The sequence below is a fragment of the Marinobacter subterrani genome, from assembly GCF_001045555.1.
Lineage (GTDB): Bacteria > Pseudomonadota > Gammaproteobacteria > Pseudomonadales > Oleiphilaceae > Marinobacter > Marinobacter subterrani.
The window spans coordinates 2,883,578-2,902,445 of sequence record NZ_LFBU01000001.1; the positions used below are offsets into that span (position 1 = coordinate 2,883,578).

Annotated in this window: 15 protein-coding genes; 10 read left to right on the plus strand and 5 right to left on the minus strand. The window is 59.6% G+C overall.

The window, feature by feature from the left end; all coding sequences use genetic code 11:
• The first annotated feature begins 24 nt into the window (after positions 1 to 24).
• The 6 genes from msub_RS13470 to msub_RS13495 all read left to right on the plus strand — a co-directional run bounded on the left by msub_RS13470 (position 25) and on the right by msub_RS13495 (position 6,326).
• A complete protein-coding gene (locus msub_RS13470) occupies positions 25 to 483 on the plus strand; it encodes a hypothetical protein (RefSeq protein ID WP_048496482.1) in 459 nt (152 codons plus the stop codon).
• Positions 484 to 628: 145 nt separating this feature from the next.
• Positions 629 to 1,705: a TRAP transporter substrate-binding protein gene (locus msub_RS13475; RefSeq protein WP_048496483.1), complete on the plus strand. Its 1,077-nt coding sequence runs from the start codon at positions 629 to 631 to the stop codon at positions 1,703 to 1,705.
• Between the two features lie 100 nt (positions 1,706 to 1,805).
• Positions 1,806 to 2,351: a TRAP transporter small permease subunit gene (locus tag msub_RS13480; RefSeq protein WP_048496484.1), complete on the plus strand. Its 546-nt coding sequence runs from the start codon at positions 1,806 to 1,808 to the stop codon at positions 2,349 to 2,351.
• Entirely contained in the window at positions 2,348 to 3,643 is a 1,296-nt protein-coding gene (locus msub_RS13485) for a TRAP transporter large permease (RefSeq protein ID WP_048496485.1), read from the plus strand. Before msub_RS13480 ends, msub_RS13485 begins: the two co-directional genes overlap by 4 nt.
• 245 nt (positions 3,644 to 3,888) lie before the next feature.
• Positions 3,889 to 5,202, plus strand: coding sequence for an SAM-dependent methyltransferase (locus msub_RS13490; protein ID WP_048496486.1), 1,314 nt, complete (start codon positions 3,889 to 3,891; stop codon positions 5,200 to 5,202).
• On the plus strand, positions 5,202 to 6,326 hold the full coding sequence (locus msub_RS13495) for an NAD(P)/FAD-dependent oxidoreductase (RefSeq protein ID WP_048496487.1): 1,125 nt from the start codon (positions 5,202 to 5,204) through the stop codon (positions 6,324 to 6,326). Before msub_RS13490 ends, msub_RS13495 begins: the two co-directional genes overlap by 1 nt.
• Positions 6,327 to 6,515: 189 nt before the next feature.
• On the opposite strand, the gene msub_RS13500 is transcribed toward msub_RS13495, so the two are convergent.
• On the minus strand, positions 6,516 to 7,958 hold the full coding sequence (locus msub_RS13500) for a dihydrolipoyl dehydrogenase (protein ID WP_048496488.1): 1,443 nt from the start codon (positions 7,956 to 7,958) through the stop codon (positions 6,516 to 6,518).
• 188 nt (positions 7,959 to 8,146) lie between these two features.
• Between msub_RS13500 and msub_RS13505 the strand changes: the two genes are divergently transcribed.
• Positions 8,147 to 8,818, plus strand: coding sequence for a LysE family transporter (locus msub_RS13505; protein ID WP_048496489.1), 672 nt, complete (start codon positions 8,147 to 8,149; stop codon positions 8,816 to 8,818).
• On the opposite strand, the gene msub_RS13510 is transcribed toward msub_RS13505, so the two are convergent.
• A complete protein-coding gene (locus msub_RS13510; protein ID WP_048496490.1) occupies positions 8,763 to 9,815 on the minus strand; it encodes a 3-deoxy-7-phosphoheptulonate synthase in 1,053 nt (350 codons plus the stop codon). The two genes, msub_RS13505 and msub_RS13510, sit on opposite strands and share 56 nt — an antisense overlap.
• 356 nt (positions 9,816 to 10,171) lie before the next feature.
• Between msub_RS13510 and msub_RS13515 the strand changes: the two genes are divergently transcribed.
• On the plus strand, positions 10,172 to 10,960 hold the full coding sequence (locus tag msub_RS13515; protein ID WP_048496491.1) for a secretin N-terminal domain-containing protein: 789 nt from the start codon (positions 10,172 to 10,174) through the stop codon (positions 10,958 to 10,960).
• Positions 10,961 to 10,962: 2 nt separating this feature from the next.
• Here the strand turns inward: msub_RS13515 and msub_RS13520 are convergent, their stop codons facing one another.
• Entirely contained in the window at positions 10,963 to 11,469 is a 507-nt protein-coding gene (locus msub_RS13520) for a DnaJ domain-containing protein (protein ID WP_048496492.1), read from the minus strand.
• A gap of 333 nt (positions 11,470 to 11,802) precedes the next feature.
• On the opposite strand from msub_RS13520, the gene msub_RS13525 reads away from it, so the two are divergent.
• Positions 11,803 to 12,903 (plus strand): efflux RND transporter periplasmic adaptor subunit, encoded by a 1,101-nt coding sequence (locus tag msub_RS13525; protein ID WP_048496493.1) that lies wholly within the window; start codon positions 11,803 to 11,805, stop codon positions 12,901 to 12,903.
• The gene (locus tag msub_RS13530; RefSeq protein ID WP_048496494.1) at positions 12,903 to 15,998 is read left to right on the plus strand and encodes an efflux RND transporter permease subunit; all 3,096 of its coding nucleotides are present in this window, start codon (positions 12,903 to 12,905) and stop codon (positions 15,996 to 15,998) included. Before msub_RS13525 ends, msub_RS13530 begins: the two co-directional genes overlap by 1 nt.
• Positions 15,999 to 16,063: 65 nt before the next feature.
• On the opposite strand, the gene msub_RS13535 is transcribed toward msub_RS13530, so the two are convergent.
• A complete protein-coding gene (locus msub_RS13535) occupies positions 16,064 to 17,029 on the minus strand; it encodes an AraC family transcriptional regulator (protein ID WP_048496495.1) in 966 nt (321 codons plus the stop codon).
• A gap of 100 nt (positions 17,030 to 17,129) precedes the next feature.
• Entirely contained in the window at positions 17,130 to 18,809 is a 1,680-nt protein-coding gene (locus msub_RS13540) for a putative bifunctional diguanylate cyclase/phosphodiesterase (RefSeq protein WP_048496496.1), read from the minus strand.
• Positions 18,810 to 18,868 lie beyond the last annotated feature (59 nt).

The window sequence follows — 18,868 nt, forward strand, 5'->3', positions numbered from 1 at the left end:
AACATTCCTGCCCGGAGCAATGCCATGGAAATAAAAACCTTCGAGGATCTGATTGACTGGACCCGCCAGCTTCACGCGCACCTGGCCCGGTGCCTGCACGAGTCTGCCAGCCTTAACAAGGACGAACGGGCCAGCGCCCTGCTGGATTATCTGTCCAGCCATGAAAGCCTGCTGGACAAGACCGTCCGTGAATTTGAAAGACAGGCCGATCCGAAAGCCATGAAAACGCGCCTCTACGACTATCTTAACCACAAACCGATCACCGCCAGCAGGGCTTCTGACACCCATTACGCTGACATGGCCTTCAAGGACATTGCGCGCGAAATCTTCCAGTTCCATGACCAGGTAATGGACCTTTACACGTCCCTGATCGGCAAGGCGGAGATTCCCGAGGCCAAGTCGCTGATGGAGGATCTGCTCGCGCTGGAGGAGCACGAGGCCATGCGACTTTCCAGCCAGATAAACAGAATGGATGACCTCTGATCCCATGTACGACCTATGTCGTAAACGGGGCGTTTTTGATTTCGTTTGTTAACGATAATTGCTAACGTAAACTACACCTATGAGTGGTTTGGCCCCACAAGGGTGAACCCTCATCTTACAAAAACGATAAGAGGAATAAAGAGCAATGAAGATCCGTTCTGTTCTTTCCGCGGCTTTGCTGGCTGTGGCAACCACCTTTGCCTCTACACAGGCGCTCGCCCAGGAAACCTATACCCTCCGCCTCGCAGAAACCTGGGGACCAAACTTCCCGATTTTTGGCGATACCACCAAGCGCATGGCCGAACTGGCCGAAGAAATGTCCGGTGGCCGTCTGCGTATTCGCATCGACTCCGCCAACAAACACAAGGCCCCGTTTGGCATTTTCGACATGGTGAAGGCCGGCCAGTACGATATCGGCCACTCCGCGTCCTACTACTGGAAGGGCAAGGTTCCTGAAACCCTGTTTTTCACCAGCATGCCGTTCGGCATGACGGCGATCGAGCAGTATGCCTGGTTCTACCATGGCGACGGCATGGAGCTGATGCAGGAAGTCTACGCACCTCACAACATGCTGTCGTTCCCGGGTGGCAATACCGGCGTTCAGATGGGTGGCTGGTTCCGCAAGGAAATCAAATCCCTGGAAGACCTTCAGGGCCTCAAGATGCGCATCCCCGGCTTCGCGGGTGAGGTCTTCGCCGAAGTTGGCGTCAGCCCCACCAACATCCCGCCGGGCGAACTGTACACCGCCCTCGAGCGCAACACCATTGATGCGGTTGAGTGGGTAGGCCCGGCACTGGATCTTCGTCTGGGCTTCCAGCAGATCGCTGATTACTACTACACCGGCTGGCACGAGCCTGCGACCGAGCTGCAGTTCCTGGTGAACAAGGACACCTGGGACAAGCTGCCGGAAGACCTGCGGGCGATTCTGCGCACCGCCATGCGCGTCTCTGCGTATGACATGCTGGTGCAGTCGCAGCACGCCAACGCTGAGGCATGGGCCAACATCAAGGAAGAGCATCCCAACGTCCAGATCAAGCAGTTCCCCAAGGATGTGTTCCAGGCCATGTACAAGGCCAACAAAAAGCTGCTGAAAGAAGCTGCCGAGGGTAATGAGCAGGCTGCACGTATCATCGAGTCCCAGGAGGAGTATCTCCAGAAGACCCGGGCCTATACGGACATTTCGACCCGCGCCTACCTCAACACCATGGCCGAAGTCGAGTAAACTAGCGGCTGTTACGGAGCCGGGATCGCTCTCAGAGTGATCCCGGTTTTGTCGTTTATAGCAATTGAAAATCGCCAACCAGGTTGGCGGAGGACCTGTAATGCGCTGGATTATCAAACTGGACGAGGGCCTGGCCCGAGTGTCCGATCTCTGCGGCTGGGTAGCCTGTGTTGCGATGGTACTCATGACCGCCAACGTCTTTTACGATGTCGTGTCCCGCTACGCGTTCAACGAAGTCTCCATCGGTATGCAGGAGATGGAGTGGCACCTGTACTCAGTGGTCTTCATGCTGGGCATCCCTTATGCCATGCGCACCGATGGCCACGTTCGCGTGGATGTTCTGTATACCAAATGGAGCAACAAGACCAAAGCCTGGGTTAACCTGGTGGGGGCATTCATTTTCGTGATTCCGTTTGCCTACCTGATAGGCACCTACGGTTACGACTATGTCCTTGACTCCTACCAGATGGGGGAAGTCAGCCCCGACCCCGGCGGCCTGCCCTATCGCTGGATCATCAAGTCGGTGATCCCGCTCACGGCATTTTTCATTGCCGTTGCCGGACTTAACATGGCGACCTTTGCCTTGCGCGTCATGACCGGTGAGAAATCCTACGAAGTGGAGCACAGCGGGGGAGGTCTCGCATGATTGGCATGATTATGTTTATTGTGGCCCTCTTCATGCTGATGGTGGGCTTCCCGGTGGCCTTTACCTTTGGTGGTGTCGCCCTGTTCTTCGGGGTCTTTGCCGAGGGTATGGACCTGTTTGCCTTCATGCCATTCCGCATCTGGAGTGTGATGCAGAACAAGGTGCTGATGGCGGTTCCGCTGTTTATTTTCATGGGCGTGGTATTACAGCGCACCCGGCTGGCAGAGCAGTTGTTGACCTCCATGGGGCGTCTGTTCGGCAGCCTGCCTGGCGGCCTGGCCATTTCCACGATTCTCGTCGGCGCCTTGCTGGCCGCCTCTACGGGTGTGGTCGGTGCAAGCGTGGTGGCCATGGGCCTGATCTCCCTGCCCGTCATGCTGGCACACAATTACGACAAACGCCTCAGCACCGGCACCATCTGTGCTTCGGGCACCCTGGGGCAGATCGTGCCACCGTCGATTATTCTGATTATCCTCGGTGACGTCATCGGCCTGCCGGTCGGAGACCTGTTCCGGGCTGCCGTGTGGCCCGGCGTCGCCCTTATCGTGCTCTACATTGTCTACATCCTGATACTGACCCGCCTGAAGCCGGAGATGGCGCCGGCGATGCCCGAGGATCCCACCCGCTCCCGGCAACAGGAAATCGGCTCGGCACTGCTGGCCATCATTCCCCCGCTGGCGTTGATCGTTGTCGTCCTGGGCTCCATTTTCACCGGTATCGCAACGCCAACGGAATCATCGGCCCTCGGCGGTGTCGGTGCAGTGGTCCTGGCCATCATCTACCGGCAGTTTTCCTTCCAGATGGTGTGGGACGCCTCCAAGGACACCGTAAAGGTCACGGCCATGGTCTTCGCCATCCTGATCGGCGCCACCGCCTTCTCCATGGTGTTCAGTTACACCGGCGGTGATTACCTGCTGGAGGACTGGCTGCACATGCTGCCGGGGGGCGAGTGGGGCTTTATCATCCTGGCCATGCTGGTGATCCTGATCCTCGGCTTCTTCATCGACTTTGTGGAGATTTCGTTCATCATCGTGCCGATCCTGGCACCGATTGCCGAAGCGATGGGCATCAACATGCTCTGGTTTGCGATCCTGATCGCGATGAACCTGCAGACCAGCTTCCTGACGCCCCCGTTCGGGTTCGCGCTGTTCTACCTGAAGGGCGTGGCACCCCCGGAGGTCCGGACCATGGATATCTATCGGGGTATCGTGCCCTTTATCCTGATCCAGATCCTGGTGCTGGCCCTGATTGTGGTTTTCCCTGGGTTGTTCGGGATGAGCGCTACCAACTGACAACCATGGCAAGGCCGGGCCCCCAGCAGGGCCCGGCAATCCTTGCACTGCAAAGGCCCCCACGTTTCTCTGCCCGCTTTTCCAACCGGTAGCTCCTCTCTATTTACCCTCCACCTGACAAAATCCGACAGTTTTCTATACTGAACGGACTAGCGGCGGTTTCCGGCCCGGTACCCGGGAACCGTGGCGCATGCATGTCGTCGAAAAAACATTGATGTTGAGGTTACCAAGGGAGAGCGGATTCCATGAACCAAAGTACGGCCCAAAAAACTCCTGAATCGGGAGCCGAACAGAAAAGCCACGTTCTTACACTGCCACTGGAAAACTCCCATGTTGACCGGTCGCCCCACACCTACGAACGCTGGCTGGTAGCCAAGCTTGTGCGCATGGCCGGTGGCCCGTCGGTCCGGTTCCGGCTCTGGAACGGAGACATCATCGAACCGGAGGGGCAGCAGGCGGAATTCACCCTGCACCTGACCGACCCCAAGGCCCTGTATGCCCTGGTCACCAACCCAAACCTGGCCTTTGGCGATCTGTACAGCGCCGGGCGGCTGGAGGTGGAGGGGGATTTGCCCGATCTGATGGAGGCGCTTTACCGCGCGGTTCATCAGGCCCGCCAGAAGTGGCCGAAGTGGCTGGAGGCGCTGTGGCGCAACCACAATCCCCGGTCTACCGGCATTTCCGAAGCAAAGGAAAACATCCACCACCATTACGACCTGGGCAATGAGTTCTACCGGCTCTGGCTGGATAACGCCGAAATGCAGTACACCTGCGCCTATTACGAAACGCCTGACCTGACCCTGGAACAGGCCCAACTGGCCAAGCTGGAACATGTCTGCCGGAAACTCCGGCTCAAGCCCGGCATGACCGTGGTCGAGGCTGGCTGTGGCTGGGGCGGGCTGGCCCGCTACATGGCCCGTAACTATGGTGTCAAGGTCCACTCCTACAATATTTCCCGGGAGCAGCTGGCCTATGCCCGGGAAGAGGCTCACAAACAGGGCCTTGATAATCTGGTTGAGTATGTCGAGGACGACTATCGCAACATCAGCGGCCAGTACGATGCCTTTGTCTCCATTGGCATGCTTGAACATGTTGGCAAGGAAAACTACCAGGCCATGTCTGAGCTGATCAAACGGTGCCTCAAACCCGATGGCATCGCGTTGCTCCACAGCATCGGCCGCAACCGCCCCATGCTGATGAATGCCTGGATTGAGAAACGCATCTTTCCCGGCGCCTATCCGCCGAGCATCGGCGAATTCATGCAGATCTGTGAGCACAGCGATTTCTCGGTGCTGGATGTGGAGAACCTGCGCCTGCACTACGCCCAAACGCTCAGCCACTGGATGGAGCGGTTCACCGAGAACGAGGACAAGGTGTCCACCATGTATGACGAACACTTTATCCGGGCCTGGCGCATGTACCTGGCCGGCTCCATGGCTGCCTTCCGTGCCGGCTCGCTGCAACTGTTCCAGGTGGTCTTTACCCACGGCGACAACAACACCCTGCCCCGAAGCCGGCAGGACCTCTACAACTTCCCCGCTGCCCCCGAGGAGGCCTGATGGACTACTATGATCTGATCATCGTCGGCGCTGGCCCCGCCGGCTCCACCCTGGCCGGCGCCCTTGCGAACAGCGGCAAGCGGATTCTGATCATCGACAAGCAGGATTTCCCCAGAGACAAAACCTGCGCCGGCTGGGTCACACCCGCCGTGATGGACACCCTGAAGATTGATCCCCAGGAATACGGCACCGGCCGAACGCTCCAGCCAATTCGCAGGTTCCGTATCGGCATGATGGGGCAACCCCCGGTGGAAAATGACCACGGTGATGTCGTCAGTTACGGCATTCGCCGGTGTGAATTCGATGACTACCTGCTCCGCCGGGTGAGCTGCCCGAAACAGCTTGCCACTCCGGTGAAAGCCATTGTCCGCAAGGACGGTAACTGGGTGATCAACGACACCTGGGAAGCGCCGCTGGTGATCGGGGCCGGCGGCCACTTCTGCCCGGTGGCAAGGCTCCTTGGGGAAGGCCCCGGCGGGCATGAAACGGTGGTTGCCGCCAAGGAAGTGGAATTCGAGATGACACCGGAGCAGGCATCCGCCTGCCAGGCCCGGGGCGACACACCGGAACTGTGGTTCTGCCGTGATCTCAAGGGCTATGCCTGGGTGTTCCGCAAAGGCAATTACCTGAATATTGGCCTGGGCCGGGAGGACAACCACAAGCTGACCGATCATTTGCACGCCTTTGTGGAGGAAATGAAATCCGCAGGACGTATCCCGGCCGACCTGCCCGGACGATTCAAGGGTCACGCCTACCTACTTTATGCCCATGCCGAACGGCCGCTGGTGGATGACGGTATCCTGTTGATCGGCGATTCCGCCGGGCTCGCCTATACCCAGAGTGGTGAAGGCATACGGCCCGCGGTCGAATCTGCCCTGATGGCGGCCGACGTCATCCACCACGCCCCGGACTACTCCGCCTCTTCCCTGCAGGTGTACGGTGATGCCATTGCCGAACGCTTCGGTAACCGGGCAGCAGACCTGGAGGAAGGCTGGCAGGTTCCGGATTGGGTGAAGAAGCCCCTGGCCAGCACGCTCATGCGGTCACACTGGTTTACGCGGAAGGTCGTCACCGAGAAGTGGTTCCTGCACCGGGAAGTGCCACCGTTAAAAGCCGCAGTCTGACGGAAGATGTAATCACTCATCGGCGCCACGGTGCCCTCGTCGTCTGAATCATCGGCAAGGCTCAGGAGCTCACGCTGTTTGCCAATGGGTTTCACGAAGCTTTCCACAATGTTCGCCATGGTTTCCTTACCTGGAAGTTCAGTTCGCCAATGTCTTCGATAGTACGCCTTCAGGCGTACCGGAGTCGGATCAGCCCCCCGGCCCACAATCGGTGCAGTCATCCACTGGCGCCGGCCCGATGCTGAGATTGCGGTTCAGGTCCTTCAATGCCGTTCTAAGCCCCTCCTCGATGACCGGATGGTAAAACGGCATTTCCAGCATCTCACTCACGGTGAGCCGTCGCTGGGCTGACCAGGCCAGCAGGTGGGCTATGTGCTCGGCCGCCGGGCCGAACATTTCCGCGCCCATGAACAGGCCACTGCCATGCTCGCCATACACCCTGAGCAGGCCGCGGTTCTTGCCGATAACGCGGCTGCGCCCCTGATCCTCGAAGGACACCTCACCGACGGCAAAGCAACCTCCGCAACGCTCGTCCACCTGCTGGATGGTCAGGCCGACCGTGGCAATCTGCGGGTCGGTGAAAACCACGGCCAAAGGCGTGCGCCTCAGGCCGACCCGGACATCAGGGTAAGCGGCGGCATTGTCGCCGGCGATCCGGCCCTCATCAGCCGCTTCGTGCAGCAGGGGCAGGCTGTTATTGGCATCACCAGCGATAAAAATGTGGCTCTGGCCACAGCGCAGGGTATGGGGATCAAACAGCGGCATCCCCTTCTCGTCCAGTTCGATACCGGCATTCTGGATATCCAGACCATCGACATTGGGCCGGCGCCCGGTTGCCGCCAGCAGGTAATCGAAAACCTCGGTGCGTTCGCCGGCCTCCCCGTCCATGAATGTAACGGCCACGCCCCCATCGACCCGTTCGACGTTTTTGACGTCCGCGTCCGGGTCCAGCGGGAATTCGTCCTTGAAAGTCTCCAGGGCATAGGCACGAATCGAGTCGTCCCGGATCGGACCAACGGCGCCACCCACTCCGAACATGCGTACCCGGACACCGAGCCGACTGAGGGCCTGTCCCAGCTCCAGGCCGATCACCCCCGGGCCGAAGACCACCACCGACTGCGGAAGCGTCTGCCACTCGAAGATATCGTCATTCACCACCAGTCGGTCCCTGGCCTCTTCCAGGAAAGCGGGAACGCTGGGCCGGGAGCCAGTTGCGATGATAATTCGCCGGGCGTCAACCTCCAGGTTATCTCCGACCACCAGATCGTTCGGGCCAGTGAATCGGGCCGGGCCCATGAGCCGGTGCTCCTGCGGAAATTTCTCAACGGACCGGATCACCGAACCCACGAACCGGTCCCGCTCGGCCCGCACCCGCTCCATCACCCGCTTGCCATCCACCCTCATGTCTCCGGCAGAGACACCGAACAGCTCACCAAGCCCCATCTGATGAGCATTATCAGCGGCCGCGATCAGCAGCTTGCTGGGCATACAGCCGACTCGCGCACAGGTCGTTCCGTACTGGTCAGCTTCGATCAGTACCACTTTGTCAGTGACTTGGCGCACCCGCTGGTAGGCCACCATCCCAGCGGTTCCAGCACCGATAATGGCAACGTCTACGTCTCGTTTTTTCATACAGCGGCCTCCTGACGGGCACCCCGGCTCCCGGAAACAGGGCCAGGTTCGGTCGAGTGTGACCTCAGTATAGAAGCTGCGGCAAGTTCCCGGGGTATCGGGACAAACACTGCGTCGTGAAAAAATCTCCGTTTCCGCCTATGCTGTCAGGCGTCCGAAACCTCGGCGAACACATCGGAGGCAGGAATATGCAGAATTACTGGCCGGAATTTCTGACAGTCGCACTGGTTCATCTGCTGGCGGTTGCAAGCCCGGGGCCGGACTTCGCCGTGATGCTCAGGCAGGCGCTGTTCCAGAGCCGCAGGAATGCCCTGCTGACTGCCATTGGAATCGGAGGCGGCATCCTGGTGCATGTTTGTTACTCGCTGCTGGGTATTGGCCTGCTGATCCAGCAATCCGTGCTGTTGTTCAGCATGCTCAAGGTGCTCGGCGCACTGTACCTCACCTGGATCGCCTTCCAGTGCCTGCGGGCCCGGGCCGGCGGTATTCATGTGGAAGCCACACCACAGACCAGCCAGTCGGGGCGTGCCGCTCTCCGCCTGGGTTTCCTGACCAATGCCCTGAATCCCAAGGCAACCTTGTTCTTTGTCTCGCTGTTCTCTGTGGTCATCAGCCCGGGCACACCCATTGCCCTGCAGGCCGGCTACGGTATCTACATGGCGCTGGCCACCGGGCTCTGGTTTGCCATGGTTGCGGTTTGCTTCACCCTGCCGCAGGTACGCAGGGGCTTCAACCGCTTCGGCCACTGGCTGGACCGGCTGATGGGCGGCGTGCTGTTGTTGCTGGCCGGCCAGTTGCTGCTGTCTACAGTGAGCGGATCAGAGCCTCCGTCTGCGCCCATCCCAGGCACGGATCGGTAATCGAGCAGCCGTAACGCAGGTCCTCACCATCGTCCTGACGGCCTGGTTCCAGGAAGCTCTCAAGCATTAACCCGCGAATATGGCAATTGCCGGCATCGCGCTGGGCCATCACCTCCCGGGCGATATCCAACTGGCGCTCCGCCTGCTTGCAGGCGTTGTCATGACTGCAATCGACCATCACCGCCGTGGACAACCCGGCCGTTTGCAGCGCGCTGACCGCCCGGCCAATACTGTCGGCGTCGTAGTTGGTAATACCGCGGCCGCCGCGCAAAACCAGGTGGGTGTCCGGGTTGCCCCGGGTGGTAATCATCACCGGCGCCCCGGTCGCCGACACGCCCAGGTGGTGGTGGGGATGGCTTGCCGATTTCATGGCATTGGTGGCCACGGCGATGCCGCCATCGGTGCCGTTCTTGAACCCGGTGGGCATGGGCAGGCCACTGACCATTTCCCGGTGCACCTGTGACTCGGTGGTGCGTGCCCCGATGGCGGTCCAGCTTACCAGATCGCCCAGGTAATCCATGGCGAACGGGCTCAATGCTTCCGTTGCCAGAGGCAGGCCCATGGCTGTCAGATTGAGAAGCAGTCGACGGGAACGGCGCAGCCCCTCATTCAGATCACCCGCCCCGGTGCGTTCGGGGTCGTACAACAGCCCTTTCCAGCCAACAGTTGTCCGGGGCTTTTCCAGGTACGCGCGCATGACAATCAGGAACCGGTCGCTGACGGCATCGGCCAGCGCTTTGAGCTTCTCCCCGTATTCCAGGGCCGCCACCTCGTCATGGATGGAGCAGGGCCCCATCACGATCAGGGTTCTGTCGTCGGTACCCTGCAGGATCTGCCGGATCGCCTGTCTCTGGTCGCTGACCTGCCGGATGACAAAGTCACTGGCTGGCATCTCCTGCGTCAGTTCCGCTGGCGTGGGCAGGAGGACTTCCCGGCGATGGCGGCCCACAGCCTCCGTGGTAGCGTCTGTCAGTTCGGTGTTCAAAGGCATGTTCATATCAGTGTTCCCGTTTCCCTGCGTCAGAATCAAAAAAGCCCCGGCTGGGCTACCAGTCGGGGCTTTTCGAGTCCGGTGGCAGCCTGGGTTTTCTGCCGGGCTGCCTTCCTCGTTATTCGTTCGATGAAGATCCTATGGGCGGCCCCGGCTCTGGCTAAAATAAAAGCCATAACCAAACCACCAGAAAAACACAGCAGCGACTGCCGCCGCCGGCTTGGCGCCGAAAGCTTGCAGAACATTCAATTGACAGGTCGCGTGTGTCGTCTTCATGCTTTTCAATATATACCCCCGGTTTTCAACTTGGCAACCCGTGCGACGGAGTTTTTTCAGCCCCGCATCGAGGTTGGGAGCAAACAATGACCACCATGTCCCGACGCTATCCTCTATACCTGGCGCTGACCGCCCTGCTCTGCCTGCTTTCAAGCCACGTGCTTGCCCAGACTGAAACCCGGGCCTACCAGCTCAATAACCGGCCCGGTGAGGATGTGGCTGCCCAGATCCGGCAGCTCTACCAGGGCTCACCTGTAACGGTTACCGCGCGCGGCATGCAACTGGTGGTGCGTGGCGAGCCAGAGCTTCTGGATGAAATTGGAACGCTTGTTGACACCCTGGATGTGGCACCGGTTCAGCTCAGGATCACCGTTCGCTCCATCACGGATATCGGTGGCAAGCGCTCGGGTGCCGGCCTGTCCGCTTCCGGGGGGCAGGCCGAAATCTCGGCACAACACCGCGTGATCAGCACGGCCAGCACCCGGGAGAGAACCCTGGTAATGCAGGATGGTCAATCAGCCCATATTACCTCAGGCCAGATCCGGACGATTCCGGTTGCTATCCAGGGCGGCCGAAACCCTGCCGCCTTTCTCGAACAGGTTGAAACCCGGAGCGGATTTCTGGTCAGCCCCCGGGTCATTTCCGACCGGGCCGTTGAGCTGAACATTGTGTCGTTTGAAGAGGACCCGGCCAGCCTGGAGGGCTACGAAACCGAAGCCCTGGTCACCGTTCGCCGGGTTGAGCCTGGCCAGTGGGTCACCCTCGGCAGCACCGCAACCAGCGCGACCCGTGAGCGCAGCGGAATTACCTATCAGGTAAACAGCAGCCGGTCCGACAACCAGCGCTTTGAAGTCAAGGTCGAGCTTTTGCCCTGAGCTCAGGCCCTGCGTTTGCCCAGCAGAACCTGCTTGGCTTCGTTGAGCTTTGCGGCGAGATAATCGCTGCCGCCCCGGTCCGGATGCAGCTTTTGCATCAGCCGGCGATGGGCCATGACGATGTCCTCTTCAGAACAGCCGGCTTTCACCCCGAGAATGTCGCAGGCTTCACGCTCCGACATCTGGCCATTCAGGTTGCTGCCCGGCCCGGAGTGCTGGCCTGTCTGCCCGCCGGTATCCTGCTGCGGCCTGTCTGCGAACATCCGGTTGATGGCAGGGGCATATTTCAGCAGGGCAGGCAGTTTGCGCAGCAGCGGGATAACCGCGGCGACGGCGGCGGTCAGCACATGAATCCGGCCGGTAAGGACCATAAAGACCAACAGGGCGCCACCCACCACCAGCACAACCTTCCAGGTGGCCGCCTTTTTCCTCTCGGCCGATAGCGCGCCCCACTGTTTCAGAACCACAAATACCGCGGCTGCCAGCGCGATTCCCAGAATCCACTGCATGGTTGATCCTTAGCTTGATTGTCGTCGTAATTCTGTCATCGCATCCTGCCACATTGCCAGTATCGCAGCACTGAAAACCGGCAGGCAGGAAAACTGCCATAAGATCCGTCAAAATAGGGCAGTGAGGAGCCTAGCTATTAGTACCTATAAACCGGTGACAACAGCGACCTGGATTTTGTAGGATGCTATTCTTCGCCAAATATAAATGATTCCCGTATTCAAACAGTCTGTCGTCGTGCAAAGGATCGGCAAGGGACCGCAGATCGCCAGCCTCCCTTGTCTCACCCCTAGTTGCTTCACCCAGACAGGACATTGATTTCCAGGACCTGAACTATGCGCATTGCTTCCCGCTTTCTGATCGTCATCATTTTCCTAGGCGTGGTGCTCGGAGGCATCTTCGGCTACAAATTCTACCAGTTTGGCCAGATGCAAGAGCAGATGTCCAAGCCCCAGCCGCCAACCCTGATTTCCGCAACCAAATCCGTTACCGAGAGCTGGACTCCGGCCATCAAGGCGGTGGGCAGTATCGAAGCCGTGAATGGCATTCAGGTTGCGAATGAGGTTCCCGGCGTTGTTGAAGAAATCAACTTTGAGTCCGGCGACACCGTTAACAAGGGTGACGTACTGATTCGCCTGAATGCGGAAATTGACGAAGCCGCCCTGCGCACCCGCCGGGCCGAGGCCCAACTGGCGGAGCAGGAATTCAAGCGGATCGCCGACCTGCTTCCAAAGCGCGCGGTATCCCAGTCCCAGTACGACGAAGCCAAGGCCAACTTTGACGCCGCCCGTGCACGGGTGAACGAAGCCGAGGCGCAGTTGAGCAAGAAAATCATCCGGGCGCCGTTCGACGGCACCCTGGGTATCCGGATGGTGGATCAGGGGGAGTATATCCCCACCGGCACACCGATTGTCGAAATCAACATGCTGAATCCGATCTACGTTGACTACACCCTGTCGGAGAAGGATCTGCCACAGGTGGCCACCGGGTATCCGGTGGTGGCCACCGTGGCCGCCGTTCCGGAACAGACTTTTGAGGGCAACGTCAGTGCCATCAACACGTCGGTCAACCCCCAGACCCGCACCGTGCGCATCCGCGCCACTCTGGACAACCCTGAAAACCGCCTGCGGCCGGGCATGTTTGCGACCATCCAGACCCGGCAGCCGCAAGACCGCCAGGTGGTCACTATTCCGCGCACCGCGATTTCATACAACACCTACGGTGACTTCGTGTTTGTGGTTGAAAAGAACGACAACGGAGACCTGGTGGTCGACCGCCGCACCATCGTTGCCGGGGAAACCCGCGACGCCCGGGTGGCTGTCATATCCGGCCTGAAGGCCGGTGAAACCGTGGTTGCCAAGGGTCTGCTTCGTCTGCGTGCCGGCCAGAAGGTCGAAATCCAGCAAGACGGCCAAACCCAGGAGGCGTCCGAGTAATGCGATTCACCGACATATTTATCCACCGCCCGGTTCTGGCGACGGTGGTCAGCCTCCTGATACTCCTGCTGGGCGCACGGGCTGCAATGGAAATGGAAATCCGACAGTATCCGGAGCTGGAAAGCACCACGGTAACTGTCACCACGGCCTACCCGGGGGCCAGCTCGGACCTGATCAAGGGCTTCATCACCACGCCCCTGCAGCAGGCCATTGCCGAAGCCAGCGGAATCGACTACCTGACTTCTACCAGCTCACAGGGTTCGTCCACCATTGAAGCCAAGATGGAGCTGAATTACGACGCCAACGCAGCACTCGCTGAGATTCAGGCCAAGGTGGCCAGCCAGCGCAACGTGCTTCCCGCCGAGGCCCAGGATCCGGTCATTACGTCCACGACCGGTGACTCCACCGCCTTGATGTACATTGCCTTCTACAGTGAGGAAATGGCGGTTCCCCAGATCACCGATTACCTTTCGCGGGTGGTCCAGCCCAAACTGCAGGCGCTCTCCGGCGTAGGCAAGGCCCGCCTGTTCGGCCGTCAGTTTGCCCTGCGGGTCTGGCTGAATCCTGAACGTCTGGCAGCTGTGGATATGACGCCTCAAGAAGTGATAGCCAAACTCCGCGCCAACAACTACCAGGCGGCCGTTGGCAACACCAAGGGCACCTACACAGAAATCAGCATGACCAGTGACACCGATGTTGCTGATCCGGACAAGTTCCGGAACCTTGTGGTCAAACAGTTTGAAGGCTCACAGATCCGCCTGCAGGACATTGCCCGGGTGGAGTTGGGCTCCCAGACTTACGACCAGTTAGCCCTGTACAAGGGCCAGCCGGCCACCTATGTGGCCATCGAGCTGGCGCCGGGCGCCAATCCGCTCACTGTTGCCAGTCTGGTGAAAGCAGAACTGCCCGAGATCAAGAACCAGTTGCCCTCCGGCCTGAAGGCGCGGCTGGCTTACGATGCCTCCAGTTTCATCGAGGACTCGATCAATGAGGTCATCAAGACGCTGCTGGAAGCGCTGGTTATTGTACTGGTGGTGGTGTTTCTCTGCCTGGGCTCCCTCCGGGCCGCCATCGTGCCCTCGGTTGCCGTACCCCTGTCGCTGATTGGTGGTGCGTTTGTCATGCTGGCGTTCGGTTTCTCGCTCAACCTGCTGACGCTGCTGTCCATGGTGCTGGCAATCGGCCTGGTGGTGGATGACGCCATCATCATCGTGGAAAACGTGCATCGGCACATCGAGGACGGCGAATCCCGGTTCGAGGCAGCTATCAACGGCGCTCGGGAAATGGCCGTTCCCATCATCGCCATGACCACTACCCTGGTGGCGGTCTACGCCCCCATCGGTTTCATGGGCGGACTGGTCGGCTCCCTGTTTACCGAATTCGCATTCACTCTGGCCGGCGCGGTGGTGATCTCTGGCATCATCGCCCTCACCCTTTCACCGATGCTTTCCGGCAAGGTGCTCAAGCCCCATGGCAATCCGGGGCGTTTTGAGCAGATGGTCGAGCGCACGTTCAACGGCCTGTCACGCGGCTACAAGTCCGCGCTGTCCTCACTGATGCAGACCAAATCCGTTGTGGTGTTCTTCGCCGTGGTGGTGTTGGGCTCGATCTATTTCATGGTGATGATGAGCCAGAGCGAGCTGGCGCCAACCGAGGACCAGGGTATCCTGTTCTATCAGGGGCTTGGGCCGCAAACCTCGACACTGGAGTATCTTCAGGAGCATGGCGACGAAATCCAGAACCGGATGTCGACCGTGCCAGGCTATGAAGAGGACTTCATGATCATCGGCATCACCAGCCCGAATGCGGTCTTCGGCGGCTTCAAGATGGCCCCCTGGAGCCAGCGGGAGATTACCCAGTTCGAGGTCCAGCCCAAGCTGGCCGCCGAACTGAACAAGGTGACTGGCCTGCAGACCGCGGTATTCCCCCGACCGTCCCTGCCCGGTTCCGGTGGTGGCCTGCCGTTCCAGTTCGTGATCACGACCGGTAACAGTTACGAGCAGCTGAACCAGGTGGCGGACGAATTGCTGGGCAAGGCCATGGGCAGTGGTAACTTCATGTTCCTGCAGAAATCCATCAACTTCGACAAGCCCCTGACCCGGATCAAGGTCGACCGAGACCGCGTTGCCGATCTTGGCCTGTCCATGCAGGACATCGGCCAGACACTGGCCAGCATGCTGGGTGGTGGCTATATCAACCGGTTCAACATGGAAGGCCGGTCGTACCAGGTGATTCCCCAGGTCGACCAGCAGTTCCGGCTGGATGAGCAGAAGCTGAACGACTACCAGATACGCACCGATACCGGTGAACTGGTACCGCTGGGCAGTGTGGTGAGCTTCACCCACGATGTGGAGCCGTCCAACCGGACCCAGTTCAACCAGCAGAACTCCCTCACTCTGCAGGGGGTTGTCAAGCCGGGTGTGGCTGCGGGTACCGCCATGGATTACATGGAAAAGACAGCAGCCGAGGTATTCCCCCAGGGCTTCAGCTACAACTACACCGGCCAGACCCGGCAGTTGGCGACCCAGGGCAATGCACTGGTAGTCACCTTCTTCCTGTCACTGCTGGTGATCTATCTGGTGCTGGCAGCCCAGTTCGAGAGCTGGCGCGATCCGTTCATCATTCTGGTCTCGGTGCCCATGTCGGTGGCCGGTGCCATGGCGTTCATTGTGCTCGGCTTCGCCACCATGAACATCTACACCCAGGTGGGCCTGATCACACTGATTGGCGTGGTCTCCAAGAACGGCATTCTTATTGTCGAGTTTGCCAACCAGCTACAGAAGAGCCGGGGGCTGAATAAGGTTGAGGCTGTGATTGAAGCTGCCGCTATCCGGCTGCGCCCGATCATCATGACCTCCCTGGCCCTGATCTTTGCCATGGTGCCGCTGCTGATTGCCATTGGACCGGGAGCGGAAAGCCGCTTCGCCATTGGCCTGACTATCAGTGCGGGTCTCGGCATCGGTACGCTGTTCACCATCTTTGTACTGCCGGCGTTCTATATCCTGCTGGGCCGTGACCATCACGGCTCAGCCGCCGACGAGTATGCCGACGAGCCTGATGACAACGGGGACGGTCGACCGGCAACGGCGCACTGAAACCGCTAACTGAAAAAGCCCGGCCACTGTCCAGTGCGCCGGGCTTTTTCATGGCCATTCAGTACTCAGCCCAGCGCCAGGGTCGTCCCGGAAACCGCCTCCCTTTGTTGCAGGTTGTGCCGCCATTGCACGGTTTCACTGGGCAGCTCACCGAAGTGTTCGCGGTATAGAGCCGCAAACCGGCCAAGGTGGGAAAAGCCCTCGTCGGCAGCGTACCAGGAAATGTGCGGCACCTCGCACCGGCAGTCCACCAGCCGGTGCCGTACCCGCATCAGCCGGTTACGCTGATATAACCGGTAGGGCGTCATACCGGTTTCCCGCTTCATCAGGTAGTAAAGATTCCGCTCACTGACGCCAGCATGACGGGCCAACTCCTGCAGGTTGAAGTCCCAGTCCGGCTCCTGCCTGATCTTCTCGATCGCCCTGAGTAGCCGGCGATCGAGCTCGGGGCACTGGCAGGGCGGCCTCGCCTCGTTTCCAGCAGACGCTGCCAACTGACGGAAAAGCTGACGGGTCATGGCCCTGGCATGCGCATCGTCGCGAAAAAACGCCGAGCGGTGCAGATAGCAGGCGATCAGATCCTCCCAGACCGGGAGCTTGTCGCTCAGGTTGTTCCAGTCCGGGCATCCCGGCATGCCCGCCGCCGGTCTGAGAATGACGATCTGGCTGCCCTCGTGCAGGCGCAACCCAAAGCGATCGCTCGGGCGACCAACCACCAGATGTTCCAGTGGCTTCCAGGGACCATTGCGAACAGACATCTCGACGATTCCGGCTCTGGGCAGCAGAAGAACCGGCCCCGCCGACTGGCAGCCTGTGATGTCCATGCCCTGGCTGGCATGGACACAAACCACCGTTCCGCTGTCTGACTCAAGTGCCGACAAGGCCCCCACCGGACCGGCGCCGCTGCGCGGCCTGCAAAGCATGTCATCACAACCGGAAATCTCGCGAATAGCGGTAAGCCACTCACCGAGGGACGCCCGGTTGAGTCGCAGATAAGCATCAAGTTCCAGATCCGGCACAGTGTTTTGCATAAGGTTTCGGGGCAGTGATTATCGCCCCACTTTCAGGGCAATACCTCCCTTTCACCTAGCCAGATATTGCAAAACCGCGCCGGCGCCGTGTTTGTTTCAGCTATTCTTGATGTTGGTCAATCAGGGCGCCATTCAGTGAATGCCAGGATGCCGGCCGGGCCATCAGATAGCCCTGTCCCCGATGGCATTTCAGCTCACGCAGCTTCCGGTACTGCTCTTCATGCTCGATGCCCTCGGCCACCACCTCGAGCTCCAGGGCATCGGCAATGCCGAGAATCGCCGAGACAATCCGCGAATCCCGGGATTTTTCGCCCAGGCGCTGGATAAACTGCCGGTCAATCTTGAGCACGTGAACCGGCAAGGTATGCAGGTACGCCAGCGAAGAGTAACCCGTTCCGAAATCGTCAATCGCAACGATCACCCCCTGCCTACCAAATTCCCGTAGCCGATCCAGACATGGTACGGACAGATGCATCAGGTGAGTTTCGGTGATCTCGATTTCAGGGAGCCAGCCAATTCCGCCAATACGCTGGAAAAGCGGCTTGAGGAGGGCTTCGAGACGGGAGTCGGTGATCTGGCGGGCGGAGATATTGATGGCCAGGCGAAGACCTGGCAGTAAACGCCCGGGAGACTGCGGGAGGTCAGCGAGCAGACAGCGCACCAGATGCCCGGTCAGCTCGTGGATATGGCCACGATGCTCGGCAATCGGAACAAAATCTGACGGCGACACAGAGCCGAACTCAGGATGATCCCAGCGCAGTAACGCTTCCAGACCGGCTATCTGGCCGGAGGCAAGATGGTACTGGGGTTGATAAACCACACGGAACTCTTCCGGTGCGGTCTTCAGCGAGGCAATCAGGGCTTCCGACAAACGTTGTTGGTAGCGTCCCTGCTCGGTATCTGCGGCGCAATATATGCGATAGCAGGCCCGCCCCGCCAGTTTTGCGGTGTACATGGCCCTATCAGCATTCTGCAGCAGCTCCGTACCGCTTCGGCCATGATCCGGATACACCGCCGCGCCGACGGAAGCGGAGAGAAAATATTCACGCTGATCAACCACCACAGGGGCCCGGAAGATCTGTGTCATGCGCTGGCAGACACCGTCCAGGTCATCATCGCACTGCAACTCGATGATCGCCGAGAATTCGTCGCCCGAAAGCCTCGCAACCACATCGCCCCGTCTCAGCACGCTCTGGATACACAGAGCCGCCTGCTGTAACACCCGATCGCCACAGTCGTGGCCATGCAGGTCATTGACGGATTTGAAGAAATCAAGATCCACATAGAGTACCGCGAAACGGCGACCGTCCGCATCCCGCTGAGATACGCGGGCCTTGAGGAACTCCTGGAACAGTGAACGATTGGGTAGTTCGGTGAGCGGATCATAATACGCCAGTGACGCCAGTTGCTCATTGCTGGCGGCAACGTCACCCACGTCCATGAACACGCCGGCATAAAGCCGCCGGTTGTCGTGCTCCACGGGGTAGATCGTCAACCACTGCGGATAGGTCTCACCATTCTTGCGCCGATTCCATATCAGGCCTTCCCAGCGCCCGTGACGCTCCAGACTGTCCCACATGGCGTGGTAGAACTCGGGCGAATGCAGCCCTGAACTCAGAAGCGAGGGCGTCTGGCCAATAACCTCCTCGGCCTGGTAGCCAGTCACTGACTGAAACATTCGGTTGACATAGGCAATTCTGGGCTCTGTCGTAGACAGTATGATGGCCCTGGGATGAGTATCCACCAGGGCTCTGAAATCTTTTTGTTGTAATGCCTGCATGCTCTGCTCACTCCTTTTCAGCCGTCCCTGAACCTGGTCGGACCAGCCCCATAAACCAG